The sequence below is a fragment of the Dorea sp. AF36-15AT genome, from assembly GCF_003477705.1.
Lineage (GTDB): Bacteria > Bacillota > Clostridia > Lachnospirales > Lachnospiraceae > Claveliimonas > Claveliimonas ammoniilytica.
Genome location: NZ_QUDV01000015.1, coordinates 13247 through 28693, shown reverse-complemented (window position 1 = coordinate 28693; position 15447 = coordinate 13247). Strand labels below are relative to the sequence as shown.

The window sequence follows — 15447 nt, the reverse complement described above, 5'->3', positions numbered from 1 at the left end:
CTCCTTTGAATCTAAAGTTAATAGTTACTATATAAAAGCGCATAACAAAAGCACCCGACCATTAGCCGGATGTATTGACAACACGGAGATTAAAGGGGAGTCTCCTTTCCTCATTTATTTTTTTGTATGTTATGCGCTTAAATATTTCTTGTGATGGTATCTCACTGAATCCTGATCCAACTGAGCATACCTTAATGTTGTGTCTGATTTGACATGACCTGCCATACAGGATGCTTCCTGCAATGGCATTCCTCTATTGAGAGCATTGGTAATTGATGTACCTCGGAACTTATGCGGGTACGCTTTCACGCCAACTCTTCTGCCGGTCCTACGTACAATATCTTCTACACCTTTGTCGGTCAGTCTTTCATGCGGTGATCTGAGCGACACGAACAGTGCTGGATTCGTATCTGTTCGACTCTCCAGATATTCCAACAGGTACATGTGAGTACGTTCATTCAAATAAGCAACTCGTTCCTTGTCGCCCTTACCACATACAATCAGATCCTTTGTGGAAAATCTGATGTCGCCCCGGTTCAGCTTTACCAATTCTCCAACTCTGACAGCTGTGGAATACAGAAATTCCATCATAGCCTTATCCCGAAGCGTCCGGCATTCTCTCATAAGTTTCTCTCGCTCCGCATCCGTGAACGGCTCTCTCACCCTGATTGGAACCTTAATGTCTTCCACCAACACCATCGGATTCTTTCGGATCCGGTCTCGATCACGCAGCCACGAAAAGAAGCTGCTATATATCGACCGCACACCTTTAAGAGTGCTGTTTTTAATGTTCCGAATTCTCTTGTATGTCCTCATATAATTCGATATATCAGCGTCTGTAATATCGACCACTGCCTTATTGATGTACGATAGCAATCTTTCCAGCTCGTACCGATACCGGATGATTGTCGCCTTGCTCTTTCCTTCCAGTGCTTTTGACATCAGAAAATCTTCCAGATCCCCTTGCCAACTATCATCCAACACCATCAGCTCGCTTCTTGGCTGTAGCTCGCATCCATCGAACGTCACCCGGAGAGCTGACTGCAATTCCCGGAGTTGTTCTTCTGACAACATGTCCTGCATCCGTCGCATTACTTCCATGATTTTCTGTTCCATAGCCACACTCCTTTTTTGATTTGAGTGTAGCATATTGCCATCCGCTTACTTAATTAAATGGCAAATCTGGAATATTGACCTCTGCCGATCAAAACAATCCCATCACAGAATACCAGCTGTACAAGATGGGTAAGATGGTCGTCTTCAATGTTACGAATTACAAAAAGGGACAAGGTGCTGTTAATGGTCGAGTGATTGGCACCATCCAAGAAGGATTTCTTCCGCCACATACCATAGCTATATCATTCGGAACAAGTGGCATTGATCAATTCGATAGTTCCGGAAATCCTGGTAGCCGAATATTCGTAAACGATGCAGGTGTAGTGACGCTGTACTGTAATAAAAATACTGGAAATTATATTTCATTTACAGCCTGCTGGGTAACTGATTAGCGGACATACAAGCCAGCAAGTGTACTGGAATTCGCATATAACTTCACGGATGTATCAGACAATCTTGTTACACCCGCGATGTATGTATTGGATCCATACGTAGACTGAAAGTAGCCATTACTGTAATCAGTATTGCAAGCATTCCATAATTTTATAGGGATTGTCGAGGAACCAAGGATGCGTCCTGTTTGATGTATTACCGCAGGTCCGCAAGTCAGCAATATCTCGGAATAACCGCTTAAATCCTCTACAGTGAACGTTTTAGAGGAATTTTGGTTGCCGGCAATCTCACAAAGCTTTGTCCATTTGCGCTTTTGATTTTCCATCTTGCCATTTAATTCAGCAAACTCTTTTTTCAAAGTGTCGATATCCGGTTCAGCTTCAAACAATCGCTTTACCTCTGTAATGTTTAATCCATTGATAATCACTTGATACATCGGCATATCTGCAATGTAATCTCCTGCTTGAATACTTCCCTCTGTATATTCCGGAGCTGCCGGATTGGACTCTGTCGGTGTTCCCTGGATAACTTTTAATCCAAGTCTTTCCGTTTCATCATCACGATTCTTTTCATATCTTGCAACAATTAAGTCAATACGCTTCATGCCCTGACTACCATTGATGATGGTTAATGAATCGTAAGTATTCTTTTTAATTGATGCAGCGCATCCCTGATGCATCAGCACTCCATCTCTGATCTTAATTTCATTGTTAGAAGAAACTTCTGCTTCCATTTGCATGCCCGTCTTCAATACGTAAGATCCTGGGCCTACAATGCCTTGATTGATGTCTCTTTCCTGTTCCGATGTCACATGCTTCTTTCCTACATATCCAGTAATAATCTCCATTTAATTATCGCCCTCCAATTTGTATTCAACCTTTTCTTTTCCAGAAGATATTGTCCAAATCTTCCTGCCAATCGGCTTTTTCATGCTTATGCCCGTCAGGTAGTCTCTTCCACCTACGATATCACCGACATCAATATTCCCCTCTAGCTTTGTCATGGTCATGTTGTATGACATACTGGATTTTTTCGACTCCAGCTCCTTGATTCCATTTTTGATCAGATCATCTTTTTCTGATCCGTTGCTATCGTATATAGCTACAATTTCTTCGCTACCCGTAAAATGCTGCTGTGTCTGCGAAATTTCTCCGTTTTGATCAACGTATAGGTGGACAACTATCCTGTCTTTTAGGTCTCCCTTTCCCAGGCAGATTAGATGATTGATTCCGCGTCGATTGTCATCGGTCGTGAAATTCATATTGTTATCGTTCGTGAATTCATACTCTGATGACAGGTCATTAATCGGAACTGCTCTCACCCTTACATATCCGGGCATTCCGACATCGCCTTCCTTGTATCTAATGTCTAAACGATATCCTACAGATTTAAGCATCTTGGTCAACCCGCTATGGAGCGTACAGTATCTATCAAACTGATAATTCGTCACGTTAACGCCGGTATCTGTTTCGACGCCGTAAAATAGCCTTGGAAACTCAGCTTCAACCTTTGCTTTAATGATCGAATTAAGCTCCCCCGACACTACAGCGTAATCCTGCCCGCTCGACGGCTGTATGATTTTTTTAGTCATCATGCCTCGCCAGGTGTCACCCTTTGCACGGATGATATTCGCCGATGTGTCTGTACTGATTTCCCGAACAATTCCACCATATTCTGTATCTGGTGAAAATACCCTGGCTCCGTATCCGATGGATCCATCCCAGTTCCAACGCTTCAGTTCGATCTCAAAATCATTGATGCTGTCCTTTTCATCTGCTCCTATTTCAAAATCTATGTTAGCGTTCCGGATATACCCCAATTGTATGCCATACGGATTTGTCTTTATCAGATCCACTTCGGTACGCTCCTTTCTTTGAATATCGTAATATCAAACCCAAATGCTCCGCTCCAGCTCACCAAAAGATCGCCCGAAGGGATTTCCGCAAACACTGAATTTCCTGCTGATTTCTTGTAAAAGATATTTTGCTCCGTTCCATTCGCAAGCCTCTTAATAATCGTCTTTTTTCTCGAATCAATTACAATATACTCATTCACTTCCAGTGTGTCGTAAATCTGATAGACTTGTCCATTAATTATTATTCGTGGATTCGCACACGGTCCGTAAATCGTCATGCGGAAATTATTGCTTCTGTAGTGATCTACATACCAATGCTCAGTTCCGGACGACGGTTTCGAATAGTCGTAAGCATAATCATGCGGATAATCCAGATATTCGTAAGGTTCTCCTTTATCCGCCGAATCCGGATAAAAACTTTTCGTTTGCTCCATTGTCCACATTGGATATGGGCAATAAATGCTAACTTTCATGTCTGTCCAACAATTTCTTACAGACGATACTTCTGTAGTTATTTCATCAATATAGCAGTCAATATAATAGCTTCCAAACCATACTCGTCCTGGAGTGAGATTTACAACATCGTACTCAAAACAATTGGTCAGCTCGTCCATCTTTGCTTTTCGCTCTTCCAGCGGTCCACGAAATGTTAGCGTGGTCTTATATGTTTTTGGTTCTTTTTCAAATCCATAAACATCCACACCCATCTGCTGATCTGTTGTCATCGACTTCCATTGATACTCATGAAAAGAACCGGATGTCGCTCGCATCCGGTCCCCGATCAGGTTGTACTCTTTTCCATTTGAGCATACATACTTGATTTCTATCATGCAAATACAACCCCCATATCTCTCAGTGCGCGGACTAGCTCGCGCTCACTAAATGTTCCATCGTTTCTTCCATTTAGGATTGCTCGTAACAACGCGATCAGAATATCCAGACGATTAACCGTTTCCTGGTCGGCATCTCTGGATACGTTTGTTGTCCCCTGCATGTCATAGCTGAGGCTTGCGTTCGCAAATGGGCTCATTGCTACTGCACGTATCTGGTCAACTGCCGAATTCACTGCCGGAAGATCACCGATAATACCTTTTGCGAAACCTGCATCAATCATCTGTCCGACATAGATGCCCCAGCGTGATGGAGAATGAATTCCAAAGAATGACAGCACATTATCTTTGAAACTTCCAAGAACGCCTTTTACCGCATCCCACAGCATACTTCCTGCGTTCTTAAGTCCATTCGCGATTCCCCGGATAATATTATGACCAACCGATCCCCAATCGACATTCGAGAAAGCCGACTTTATTCCCGTAATAATCTGTGGTATCTTTCCGACCAGTGTCGGTATTGCTCGGATGAGTCCTGCTGCCAATTTTCCGATGATCTCAATTCCGGTCTGTAAAATCTGTGGTAGATGCTGACCTACTGTTGCCCGAAATTTTATCATAAGTTGCGCCACTGCAACGACAATCTGTGGTAGATTATTGATAATTCCATTTACGATATTTAGCAACAGTTGTGCGCCAGCTTCTAATGCCATCGGTAATGCCGGTAATATGGCATTCAAAAACTGAATAATAAGTTCTCCACCCATCGTTATAAGCTGCGGCAAATTCTGTAGTATCCCATTTATGATATTTGTAAGCATCTCGACGCCATCCTGCAACAAATTTGGGAGCTGTGTGTGAATTCCGATGCTTAATCCACTAATCATATTGCTTGCCATTTCATAGAATTGTGGTCCTGCTGCCACAATCTGTTCCTGCACCTGCGGTACGAATTCCATCAATGCCGTTACAATCTGCGGTATAAGAGTTCCTATAAAGCTCACAAGTGCTCCCGGAAGTGCTGATAGCACATTCCATACTTCCGGAAGAAGATTCCCCACTACAAATGTAGTAATCGTCTCTGATAATGCATTCAAAGCCGGTTTTACATCCATTCCCAGCGCAATCTCTCCCATGACATTCTTGGCTGCTGCCTTCATGGAATCGAACGATCCCGATAAGGTTGTTGCCGCTTCTTTCGCAGTTGTTCCGGTAATATCAAGCTGCCCCTGAATAACATGGATTGCTGAATACACATCTGACAAATTATTGATGTCGTACTTCACGCCGGTGATTTTCTGAGCGTCAGCAAGGAGTCGTTCCATCTCTGTCTTTGTGCCGCCGTATCCTAACTTCAGGTTATCCAACATCGTGTAATTCTGCTTTGCGAATCCCTGGTAGGCGTTCTTGATGTCCTCCATGTTGGTGCCCATCTTATTAGCATTATCGGACATATCTGTCATAGCCATATCTGCAATATCCGCCGCTTTCGAAGTGTCATTACTAAGACTCGACAATAGACTCGCTGAGAAGCTGGTGGTCAGTTCCATGTACTCATTAGCGCTCATGCCCGCTGTCTGGTAAGCCCTTGCGGCATTCGCCTTGACCTTATCTGCAGAATCTTTAAACAGTGTCTCTATACCGCCAAGACTCTGCTCCAAATCCGCACCTTCCAGGATCGTTGCTTTCAGGACTTTTCCAATCGCTGCTGCCGCAAGTACTTTTTTAATCGTACCGACCAATTTTGAGCCAAACGATTCTCCTGCCGGCGTCGCTCCCGGATCTATCTCTTCTTTGATTTTTTCACTGATGCCCTCTGCAGACGGTATGATCTGCACGTAAGCCTTCGCAAGTTCTGTGGCCACTACTTCTCACCTCCTGTTCGACGTCTCCACTCATCGTCAAAGTCCTGGCCGGACTCAAATGTTTCAATGTCTCGTTCTTCCGTCTGTTCATCAAGCAGTGCCGCAATCAGAGACTTTGGTCTATTTACCCCTTTTGCTCCATCCGCACTGTTCAACCAGGCAAGCGCTCTGGTGTTGTCTGCGATTAGAGCGAGGATTGTCTGATCTGTTGTGAGCTTTGAGTTAGATATCCTCATTCCGATTCTCGAATCAGGCCTCAACCCACATGCATAAATCCCCACCATGTGCAATGGTAGGGATCTATAATCATAGATGTGATACGTCTCTGCCAGATCGCAGATCAACGCATTTTCATCCGTATTTATCATGTGGGCGAGGATCATGAGTTTTTTGGTCCTGACTGATTCTTGAATATCTGTGTGATCTCTTCGATCATCTTCGCCGCAGATACTCTTCCTTTCTCATTTCTGACATGTTCTTTCAATGCTTTCATCTGTTCCTTGCCAAGCAGCTGATTCGCCGCAATTGTAATTTTCGATGCATCTCCATTGTCAATATCACAGAGATTCTCTAACAGCTCATAATCATCCAGATTCTCTTCATCGAGCTGAAATTCAAATCCACTTTCTGTTTTTCCGGTAATCATTATTCTTTGCCCCCTTCGCTCTCGATGATATATGTGTAATGCGTCTGTCCTGTTGCGTCTGGTGTGGCTTTGATTGTCGTTTCATATCCAATCGCTTCTGCTGCATACTTGATTTCGGCAACCTCCGTCACCGAAGCTGATGGGATTACAATTCGCATCAAAGCTCCTTTCAGAATCATGTCAATTACCCATGCGCAAGCTTCCATTTCTTTATTGTTCGCTTTAATAGTAATTCCAGCTTTCAGATCACCAGTTACGTTTTCATCTCCATATACCGCTTTCAGAACGTTCACGTTCAATACTTCGAGCAGCTTAAATTTATAGCTGTCTTCTTTGCTCGTCTGCTGATTTAGCACCGTATCACCGCCCCATGCTTTTGTGTTATCTGATTCTGGACTATTATTATTCGAAACTCCGTCTTCGGAGCAATAACCAAGCGACTGGAACGCTGTATCTAGTTGCATTTTCGCGTCGGTCGGAAGCTTCGTTCCAAGTGGTGCCCGATGAATAGCGCCACCAACTTTCGGCTTGGCAGCACTTACATTTTTCGCATCTGACATTCTATTCCCTCCTTAATAATGGACAATATCAAATACCGCCTGATAACGGTATTTCTTACGACTTGTATCTGTATAGTTGTAATCGCTGTTCAGATCGCACCGGCAGATATCATCCAGTTCTATACATTTTTCCATTGCTTCTTTTACTCGCTCATTGAGCTCTGCTGCCCCATAAAGGGACATAGAATAAGACTGGATAGCTAGCGTCGCCCGTTTGATATGGTCTTCTGCGCCAGATCCAGTCTTTTCAATCAATACATATTCATTTCCGAGATTGTCTTCCTCTTCTAGCCTAACCGGTATTCCCAGGCTAGTTTGCAGATAATCCTTAATGGTTTTTTCCACCATGTTTTCCAACCGCCTTCAACAATCCATTATTTCCATCATCCCCATACACAGCTGTAACAGCTCTGGTCTGAGCCACATAAGTCTCTGTTTCGGATGCTGATGCTATTTTATTTGCCTGTTCCAGTAATACCGCCTGCATTTCTGGCGATTGCATCAACTCTCTGACGCCTGCGCGATTCAGTTCGATTCTTACCTTGTTCTTACTCATACCGCTCCACCATCCACTTCTGATTCCAGGCACCTGGTATATTCTCATCAATTCCCTGCTGCGGGAGTCCGATCACCCTCCAGGACTGACCAAAAAAATCTACCCGGCAATCCTGCCAGGTGTGACTATCTCCTTTCGGGATTGCAATGTTGTATACTGCTTTCTTTCCAGTCAGGTTCAATGTGTCAAGAATCTCCGTGGTCGATGCCGGAGCCACTAGCACATTTTCAACTATCACCGGGGTTTCAGTGTACACTGGATGGTCAAATTCATCTGTACCAGACAGTACCCGTTCATACAGTTTAACCGGCATTCCTTTAATCATCCGAGACCTCCTTATCCGGAATATTCGAATATGGATTCGAGAATCCGATGTGGTTTCCTGCTCCCAGAATCTTCTTTTCCAGTTTTGTTAGGTATAATTCCCCACTTCCACCGGCACTGGTCCAGCTTTGCGAATATCCCAATGCCGACATTGTTCCTTGTGTCGCTCCAATCGGTATGCTCTCATCGCGATTTCCAATCGCCCGAATTACCATATTACAAGATACGAGCCTCTTTGCATCTGATGATGCTTTGGCATTGTACGCATCGATAATAATTGCTGCATCTTCGAGTAATGCATCACAACGCTCCATTTCTGATGTCTCCAAATGCTTGCGTTTTATAATATCTTCAAATGTTGCATAAGCCATATTTACACCTACTTCTTTTTCGCTCTTGTTGCTGTTTTTCTCGCAGGAGTCTTTGCTTGTGACTTTTCTTCTTTCGCCGGTTCGGGCTCTTTATAAGGCATAAAAATAGCGGGGTCCAGCTCTACGCTAGACTCCACTACCACGCCCGTATTTTTATACAAATACTTCATCCTATTCACCACTCACAATTTTCGCAAATGCGTTGCTGTCCATGATTCCAATTCCGTATACAATCTCTGCACGGATTGCAACCTGGTTGCTCCTCTGGAGGTCTCCAAGTCCGTCCGGATCACCATATTCAATCAGGTGTGCTCCGATGGATCTCTGCACACCCCAACGGAACGCATCAAACTGTCCTGTGATCCCAAGTAGTTTAGATGCAACGCTAATCTCATTCTTTGCTGATACTGTATCAGAAACAGCTGCATTCATTCCTGCAAAGTTGGTAATGTTCTGTCCGAATCCAAGCTCTGGATAGATTTTTCTTCCAGTTGTGTCTCTCATGGTAGACAGTCCAAACGAAAGCGCCGGATCCATTGCAATTCCTGTCGGTGTATAACCGGCTGAGATTACAGTTCCCGCTGCTGCTTCTACCGCTTCGTCGTACTTTGTACCCACAAGTGTAATTAACTGTTTTGTGTCAATCAGACCTTCTTTAACAAGTTCTGATACCGTGCCAGTCAACGGATTGATCTTATGAATACCTACGAGATCCAATGCTCTTCCAAGCGCAATACCTGCATTGGATGCCAGATCCTGTAATACTCCAATCTGTGTATCCTCATCTGCCCACTGCACTTCCTGTGAAAATCTCATTGTCACCTGCAATTTGAACGGATTAACCGTTTTTGATGAGTAAGACGCCGGCGTTGGTGACTTCTGTGCCGCTTCTCCTACCAATTCCGCTTTTGGCGGTGCAGTCAGTACAAATACCTGCTGTTTGCCAAACTTCTGAGGTCTTGCCCCAGACAGCTGCGCCAGGGTCGAACCCTTCTGCGCTTTTTCAAAAATTCCTGCTGAAATCTCTGCCGGGATTTCAAAATCTGATGTAATTAATGCTGCCATACTCTTTATTCTCCTTTACCAAAAATCTGACGCGCAAATTCTCTCATTGCATCATCCTTTTCATGATGTTCTGTCGCGCGTCCTCTGTTTCCCCTAGTTCCCGGATAGCTCTTCGGCTTCGCAAATTTCATAATTGCTTCCGCCTGTTTCTTGCAGGTTTCTTCATCCTCACCTGTCAGTAATTCCACCGGTACGCTAGTGTCTTTTGCTACTTTTTCTCTTGCCTGTCTCACAGTGTCAGCTTTTTTAAGCTTGTTGAGTTCGGCCTCCAAAGAGCTGGACTTCTCTTTTTCTTTCTCAAGATCTGTCTTTCCCTTTGCCTGCATCTCATCATACTTACCAGCCTTGTCCTTCAAGCTGTCGTAGTCTGCGTATTTTTCACGTTCTCTCGCGAGGCGTCCCTCGATGATTGAATCCATTTCAGCCTGAGTAAATGTTTTATCGTCTGCCATTTTGTTTCCCTCCTGATTGAGTGCTTATAGTTACCGCATTTAAGGCATGCGTTGCCATAAAAATACCACGCATCTCTGCGTGGCAAAATTATCTGTATTTAATTGCTATGTAAATTTGCATATAGCAAATACCGCAATGCAAATGATCAAGATATTTATTGTTGATGTAGCCATGTTCTATCACCTCCCGGAAAATAGGTATAAAAATACCACCAACCATTTCTGATCGGTGGTATCTACTGCTCTTGTTATTTTATAGTCCGCACTCATATGATGCTAATCAATTATTATTTTCGGTTTAGGATACTTTTTAGGCACTTGCGTACCATATTTTTCAGTCGTGTAATCATAATTATCGGCTACACTTTTTAAGAGATCGTCCGCATATTTAGACTGATCAAAATCGATTTCATTCGGAATCTGAGGACAATATCCGAAATGAAGTACAAAATCCTTATGCGCTTTTTCAAACTTTGGGTTCAGAACATTCATTTATAACGCCTCCTTCATCCTTTTTTCAAAATATTCCAATGCATTTGGAAAATATTTTTTCATTTGTTCATATCTTTCTTTATCAAACTGTGCTTCAAACATATGTGCAAAAGCCTCGGATGTAACATTGTCCCGGTTTTTCCAATATTCCTTCGGATGTGATGCACACCCAATTATATTGCCTTGTGTTACACCATCAAAAATATCTGATATTGCCGAATCTTTTCGCATATCTCCAAGTTCTTCGCTAATGGCTTTATCAACTTTATCAAAAGTGCCCAAATGATGTGCTTTACCATATGCTATACGATATGACAACGAATCACTTTCCAGTAACTGAATAAAATTCTTATCATCTGATAGATTTCCAGCTAAATCATCAACTAAATGACCGTGTTCATGGAACCATGTAGCTCCAGCTCCACGTGGATTCTTTAAATCCGCACCATAATTCATGGATATCTTTTTCGTTTTAGTATTATAGCGAGCCGTATTTTCATACACAGCATTTTCAATGCTATCACCCGAAGCATATTTTGTGAATAGTCGTTTGGCATCGTCTGTACCATGTGAAAATTTATCCTTTAGACAGTCGTAATATTCTTTGTCCATATTACCGTCACTGCGAAGTTTTTGTTTAAACATTCCTAAATCTGATTCCATTATAGCAGAACGGGGAGTCTTTACAATAGTTTTTGCCTTCCTTTCCGCATACAGTTCTCGTTTCCTTGCATTAATAGCATCCTTATTTTCCTTGTACCGAATCCTCCGCATGGCATTAATATCTCCACCGGCATTGTTATATTCTTCCAGATACTTGTCCGGATCATATCCAGCGACTGTACTCTTTCCGTCAAATCTGACCGCATACTCACAATCGCAATGCGCATGGATGTGTTCGGCATGTCCATTCCTGAGTGCTTTTTTTGACATATATTGCCATCCTCTGGATGCCAAGGTAATGCAAAATGAACACGTGTCCCCGTGCGGTACCCACGCAAACTGCGCACCATCTCGCATAGCATTTTTCAAAGTGGTGTCAGCTCCGACCTGCTTTACCAATCTTGCTATCGCTGCCGGTACGTTCAACTGAGACTGTTTCATTGTTCCGCGAACTGCTTTTGCCACTTCTCCGTATTCCGGGAGATCTGCAATTTCTGCTGTCGGAACAACTACTCCCTGCGCCGCCGCTGTAGCCTCATACATCTGACAAGACAACGCTCCGATTGCCTGTCCGTAATGCTGCGAAAGTGCAAATGCGTAATCCAATAAGGCTTTATCATTGCCGAATCCGTTTTTCCGCACCCACTTCTGCATCAGATCAGCTGCCGTCTCGCTAATCTGTGACATCTTCTTTATGTACGCCACCCAAGCCTTCGTCGATATCTTCATCTTTAAATTCCTCCGTCAAAATGGATGCTCCTTTCGTCCTCTGCTCCTGTGCACGTATTCTTCGGATGTCAGCCTGATCAAATCCGATCATTTCCAGGAATATATCCGTCTGTGCGAATCCCTCTCGCGCTGTCGCAATCTTAATCGCCGCATCCGCAGTAGATGCCACACTTGGCATGGCCGGATTCTTAAAATGTGCAATAATGTCTTGTGCTCCATCTTCCAATTCATCTGGAGTTGTTCCAAGCTCCACCGCAAGTGACATTCTTGCAATTCTGCAAAGCCCATCACCATTCGCCTTATTGAGCTGTTCAGCCATGAGTATCAAGGTCTGTGACTGTGCTATGATTGCTTCACTGGAGGTTGGATTGGCATCATTCACTACGCCAACGTCCGTCACAGTCAGTCCCGTTGCGGCTGAATATTGTGTAGCCAGCATACGGAGCATCTGTACATGAGGTTCTATGTTTCCTTGCGACAATTGTCCGAAATTCGGCTTTTCACCAGTCTCCGGATTATTTGTCCCCAGCAGAATACTGCCAACATAACTCTTAAACTTATCTGCAATCAGAGTATCATACTGCTCATCCGATACACCCAACAAATATTTCTGCGGTGAAGTTGCAAATTCCAGTCCAATCGTCGCATTCGCTACTGTCCGCACATATCCTTGGATCAATCTTCGAATAGGTTCTTTCAGTCTGGATTGTCCAAATGGTTTATCATGCGTGGCGTCCCAGATCAGAGCAACCATCATCGGCTCTCCAAATTCATGTGGATGCTGTGTCGCATACCACGTCCCACCTTCTCGATCCAGTTCCCATATATCTGTTTCTGTGTAGAAATTCACGTGTTCAGGAGACCAATTTAAATCTGATTCATCTCTTCTCCCATCTTCGAAAGCGAATCCGCATTTGATTCTGCCATTATACGCATCCCAGGATGCCGCTGCGCAGTGTGGTGAATAAAATCGTACTTTCGCATCTCTTTCCTCTCCCGAAATAGCTGCGAATGAGCATCCGTATTTCAGCTCTTCTTTCACCGCTTTGTTATATTCCGTGATCAGGTGATTCCTCTTTATAATCTCATCCATATCTTCAGACTTTGTTCCATTCTCCGCCACGAAACCATCGAACATAGACCGTGAAGCTAATACATCTACCGCCTTTGCTCCCCAGGCGCATCCAATTTCCAATCGTCCAAGTCCTGACGGCAATGCAATGCCAAGGTTCACTTCATTCAATGTGATTTTTCCATTATAGTACCGGCGTTTCTTTCTGTTAGCCGATCTGTGGTAATCGTATATGTATTTCACTTCGTTCAGTTGGCTCTGTTCTTCCTCCGGAAGTCCGACTACCATTCCAAAATTCAGTTCCATTATCCTATCCTCATCTTTCTATTCGGATTTCGCTTTGATGTCCGACAACCCCACAGTGCCAACGCCGCCGCTTCGATCGGTATTGAATTATCACCGCCAAATCCCCATCCGCCCGATATCGGTCTTTTTACTGACGTAACAGCGGATTCTTTTAATATCTCCTGGTATTTATACCACGTCACCGTCTGTTCATTAACTTCCTGCACCAGTTGGCTCGCCGCTGCTATCACATCTTTTGCTGATGGCTTTATGATTGATTTCTTATATTTCCAGACCGATGTTATCTTGTCGATCAGAAAATCAACGCCATTTCGACCATCAATCACCACGCAGGACGCTTTCGTGTATCTCTGATTCAGCCAGTCCGCAAGCCACTGGACCCCTCTGTCGGTTGCCTTGGTCTCAATCAGTGAAATACGTGCCGGTCCATCATCCGGACAAACCGCTCCACATAATGCCACCATCGAACCATCGGCGGCAAATTTAATTCCATAAGCCGTTTTCCCCTCCGGTTTTTTCATCTCTGATGCACATTGCTCCCATTTGGCTTTATTAATGGCATAGTCCTGATCATTATTGATTGGAGACCACCACCCAAGTCGCTCTCTCGCAAATGTATCTTCATCCATCTGCTCGCACTCTGCAGCTATGGTCGTTTCTGTCATTCGTCTTCCAAGAGCCGGATTACAATCTGCCCATCGGTTTCTGTCAGTCACGTCTCCGATCTCTTCCACGGAATACTCCGTCCAGGCTGTCGAACTACTCTCTCCATTCTTTGCTCGCTCCCTTATCTTCCTAAACACCGTACCTGTGCAGTTTTCATCTGGTGGCGTTCCGAGGTATATTGTCTGCGGATTCCTGGATGCTGATATTGCTGGCAAAAAAGATGCCTGCTGTTCTGATGTCAGCTCCTGTGCTTCATCGAATACCAGACAATCGCCATGTAAACCTCGACCGCCATTCCTGGTACGTGCTACAAATACCACCCTTCCGCCATTTTTTAATATGATCTGTTCTCTTCCGAGTGCTGCCTTGATTTCTTTTACATACTTTCTTAGCCCCCTGCTTTCAAACAATCCTTTCAATTCCATAAAAGTCTCTGTTGCCGTCTTCTGAAGATGTGCTGTATAGATCACCCATTCCGAATACATGACCATTCCAGATGCTATTCGTCCGGAAGTGTCCAGTGTCTTTCCATTTTGCCTCGGCACAGATAATCCGCATGTCGGTGCTGACCAGATATCTTCATTAGTGCGGCCCATCCAATCATTCAGCACTTCGCTCTGCCACGGATCTACAACCAGTTTTCCAACCGCAAGTATTCTCACTGCATCAGCTCCGTCTGTGTAATCATACTCCGGAACTATTCTAACGGACGGCGTCTGGCTTCCCATCAGCTTTCCTTGCTGAGAGGATTTCACCGATTTCGTCATCTTCTCTGTCAACTCCCTCAATCTCTTCAATCTCTTTGATCGTCTCTCTGTATTGTTTCGAAAGCTGTGGGAGGTACTTCGGACCAATAATCATGTCATTATTGCAATCATCTATTTGTTTCGCCAGGACTTTCGACAGATTCTTCAACTGTTCCAGTCGTGATCCTGACGTTGTCACCGTAGACATTTTCTTAATTCTGCCCACCTTAATCCACCTTTCAAAAATTCCCTGTGTGTAAATCGGCGCTGGACGGTTTGGGGTCGCCCGCGGCTATGGGAGGGTGACATAGCCACCCTATTGTCACCATAAACCATCAACAATATTTATGTCGTTCTTTTTTCGCTCTCCAGCCACTTCTTTCATCGTTTTATTGCCTTTCATTGCATTGCAACAGTAGTGAGCCGGTTGCAGATTGTTCCAGTCCTGCGCTGCCGCTTCTCTAGATGTATAACCAAACTCTCTCCATCTCGACACTGGCTTGATCTCATCAATCACAAACGACAATGGATGATCACTGTCACTTGGTTCATCGTAATGTATTGGTCCTAGTCTTCCTTTACATATTCCACACTCTCCACCTATCGCCTTCAACCTTGCCCGATGCTTGCGTCTGAGGTTTCCATTCGCACTCCTGGGGTTTCCCATATTATCCACTCTTTTCTGTATAATAAAAGGCAGCCAAGCTACTGCCTGCTGCCATCTTCGTATCACCATACAC

At 44.1% G+C, this 15447-nt stretch carries 21 protein-coding genes; all 21 read right to left on the bottom strand.

The window, feature by feature from the left end; all coding sequences use genetic code 11:
- Positions 1-129 precede the first annotated feature (129 nt).
- Positions 130-1116 (bottom strand): tyrosine-type recombinase/integrase, encoded by a 987-nt coding sequence (locus DWZ93_RS14345; RefSeq protein WP_118453374.1) that lies wholly within the window; start codon positions 1114-1116, stop codon positions 130-132.
- 388 nt (positions 1117-1504) lie between these two features.
- The gene (locus tag DWZ93_RS14335; RefSeq protein WP_118453370.1) at positions 1505-2356 is read right to left on the bottom strand and encodes a hypothetical protein; all 852 of its coding nucleotides are present in this window, start codon (positions 2354-2356) and stop codon (positions 1505-1507) included.
- The gene (locus tag DWZ93_RS14330) at positions 2357-3364 is read right to left on the bottom strand and encodes a Gp37-like protein (RefSeq protein ID WP_158574338.1); all 1008 of its coding nucleotides are present in this window, start codon (positions 3362-3364) and stop codon (positions 2357-2359) included.
- The gene (locus DWZ93_RS14325) at positions 3355-4194 is read right to left on the bottom strand and encodes a hypothetical protein (RefSeq protein WP_118453366.1); all 840 of its coding nucleotides are present in this window, start codon (positions 4192-4194) and stop codon (positions 3355-3357) included. The genes DWZ93_RS14330 and DWZ93_RS14325 overlap by 10 nt, the downstream gene beginning before the upstream one ends.
- Positions 4191-6059: a phage tail protein gene (locus DWZ93_RS14320; RefSeq protein WP_118453364.1), complete on the bottom strand. Its 1869-nt coding sequence runs from the start codon at positions 6057-6059 to the stop codon at positions 4191-4193. Before DWZ93_RS14320 ends, DWZ93_RS14325 begins: the two co-directional genes overlap by 4 nt.
- Entirely contained in the window at positions 6059-6295 is a 237-nt protein-coding gene (locus DWZ93_RS15070; RefSeq protein WP_243061310.1) for a DUF5361 domain-containing protein, read from the bottom strand. Before DWZ93_RS15070 ends, DWZ93_RS14320 begins: the two co-directional genes overlap by 1 nt.
- A gap of 143 nt (positions 6296-6438) precedes the next feature.
- Positions 6439-6705, bottom strand: a complete 267-nt coding sequence (locus tag DWZ93_RS14310; protein WP_118453362.1) for a hypothetical protein — start codon at positions 6703-6705, stop codon at positions 6439-6441.
- Positions 6705-7265, bottom strand: a complete 561-nt coding sequence (locus tag DWZ93_RS14305; protein WP_118453360.1) for a phage tail tube protein — start codon at positions 7263-7265, stop codon at positions 6705-6707. Before DWZ93_RS14305 ends, DWZ93_RS14310 begins: the two co-directional genes overlap by 1 nt.
- 12 nt (positions 7266-7277) lie before the next feature.
- Complete coding sequence (locus tag DWZ93_RS14300) at positions 7278-7613, bottom strand: hypothetical protein (RefSeq protein WP_118453358.1); 336 nt, start codon at positions 7611-7613, stop codon at positions 7278-7280.
- Positions 7594-7821, bottom strand: a complete 228-nt coding sequence (locus tag DWZ93_RS14295) for a hypothetical protein (protein ID WP_118453356.1) — start codon at positions 7819-7821, stop codon at positions 7594-7596. Before DWZ93_RS14295 ends, DWZ93_RS14300 begins: the two co-directional genes overlap by 20 nt.
- The gene (locus DWZ93_RS14290; RefSeq protein ID WP_118453355.1) at positions 7814-8146 is read right to left on the bottom strand and encodes a hypothetical protein; all 333 of its coding nucleotides are present in this window, start codon (positions 8144-8146) and stop codon (positions 7814-7816) included. The genes DWZ93_RS14295 and DWZ93_RS14290 overlap by 8 nt, the downstream gene beginning before the upstream one ends.
- Positions 8139-8516, bottom strand: coding sequence for a Gp19/Gp15/Gp42 family protein (locus DWZ93_RS14285; RefSeq protein WP_118453354.1), 378 nt, complete (start codon positions 8514-8516; stop codon positions 8139-8141). The genes DWZ93_RS14290 and DWZ93_RS14285 overlap by 8 nt, the downstream gene beginning before the upstream one ends.
- An 8-nt stretch (positions 8517-8524) precedes the next feature.
- On the bottom strand, positions 8525-8686 hold the full coding sequence (locus DWZ93_RS14795) for a hypothetical protein (RefSeq protein ID WP_158574337.1): 162 nt from the start codon (positions 8684-8686) through the stop codon (positions 8525-8527).
- A 1-nt stretch (position 8687) separates the two neighbouring features.
- On the bottom strand, positions 8688-9581 hold the full coding sequence (locus DWZ93_RS14280) for a phage major capsid protein (RefSeq protein WP_118453352.1): 894 nt from the start codon (positions 9579-9581) through the stop codon (positions 8688-8690).
- Between the two features lie 5 nt (positions 9582-9586).
- Entirely contained in the window at positions 9587-10033 is a 447-nt protein-coding gene (locus DWZ93_RS14275; protein WP_118453350.1) for a capsid assembly scaffolding protein Gp46 family protein, read from the bottom strand.
- Positions 10034-10309: 276 nt separating this feature from the next.
- Positions 10310-10525, bottom strand: a complete 216-nt coding sequence (locus DWZ93_RS14270) for a hypothetical protein (protein WP_118453348.1) — start codon at positions 10523-10525, stop codon at positions 10310-10312.
- Positions 10526-11917, bottom strand: a complete 1392-nt coding sequence (locus DWZ93_RS14265; protein ID WP_118453346.1) for a VG15 protein — start codon at positions 11915-11917, stop codon at positions 10526-10528.
- Positions 11862-13295, bottom strand: coding sequence for a phage portal protein (locus tag DWZ93_RS14260; RefSeq protein WP_118453344.1), 1434 nt, complete (start codon positions 13293-13295; stop codon positions 11862-11864). The genes DWZ93_RS14265 and DWZ93_RS14260 overlap by 56 nt, the downstream gene beginning before the upstream one ends.
- Positions 13295-14689 (bottom strand): terminase large subunit, encoded by a 1395-nt coding sequence (locus DWZ93_RS14255; RefSeq protein WP_158574336.1) that lies wholly within the window; start codon positions 14687-14689, stop codon positions 13295-13297. Before DWZ93_RS14255 ends, DWZ93_RS14260 begins: the two co-directional genes overlap by 1 nt.
- Complete coding sequence (locus DWZ93_RS14660; protein WP_147364681.1) at positions 14664-14933, bottom strand: hypothetical protein; 270 nt, start codon at positions 14931-14933, stop codon at positions 14664-14666. The genes DWZ93_RS14255 and DWZ93_RS14660 overlap by 26 nt, the downstream gene beginning before the upstream one ends.
- Positions 14934-15029: 96 nt before the next feature.
- Positions 15030-15374 (bottom strand): hypothetical protein, encoded by a 345-nt coding sequence (locus DWZ93_RS14250; protein ID WP_199665980.1) that lies wholly within the window; start codon positions 15372-15374, stop codon positions 15030-15032.
- Positions 15375-15447: the final 73 nt, after the last annotated feature.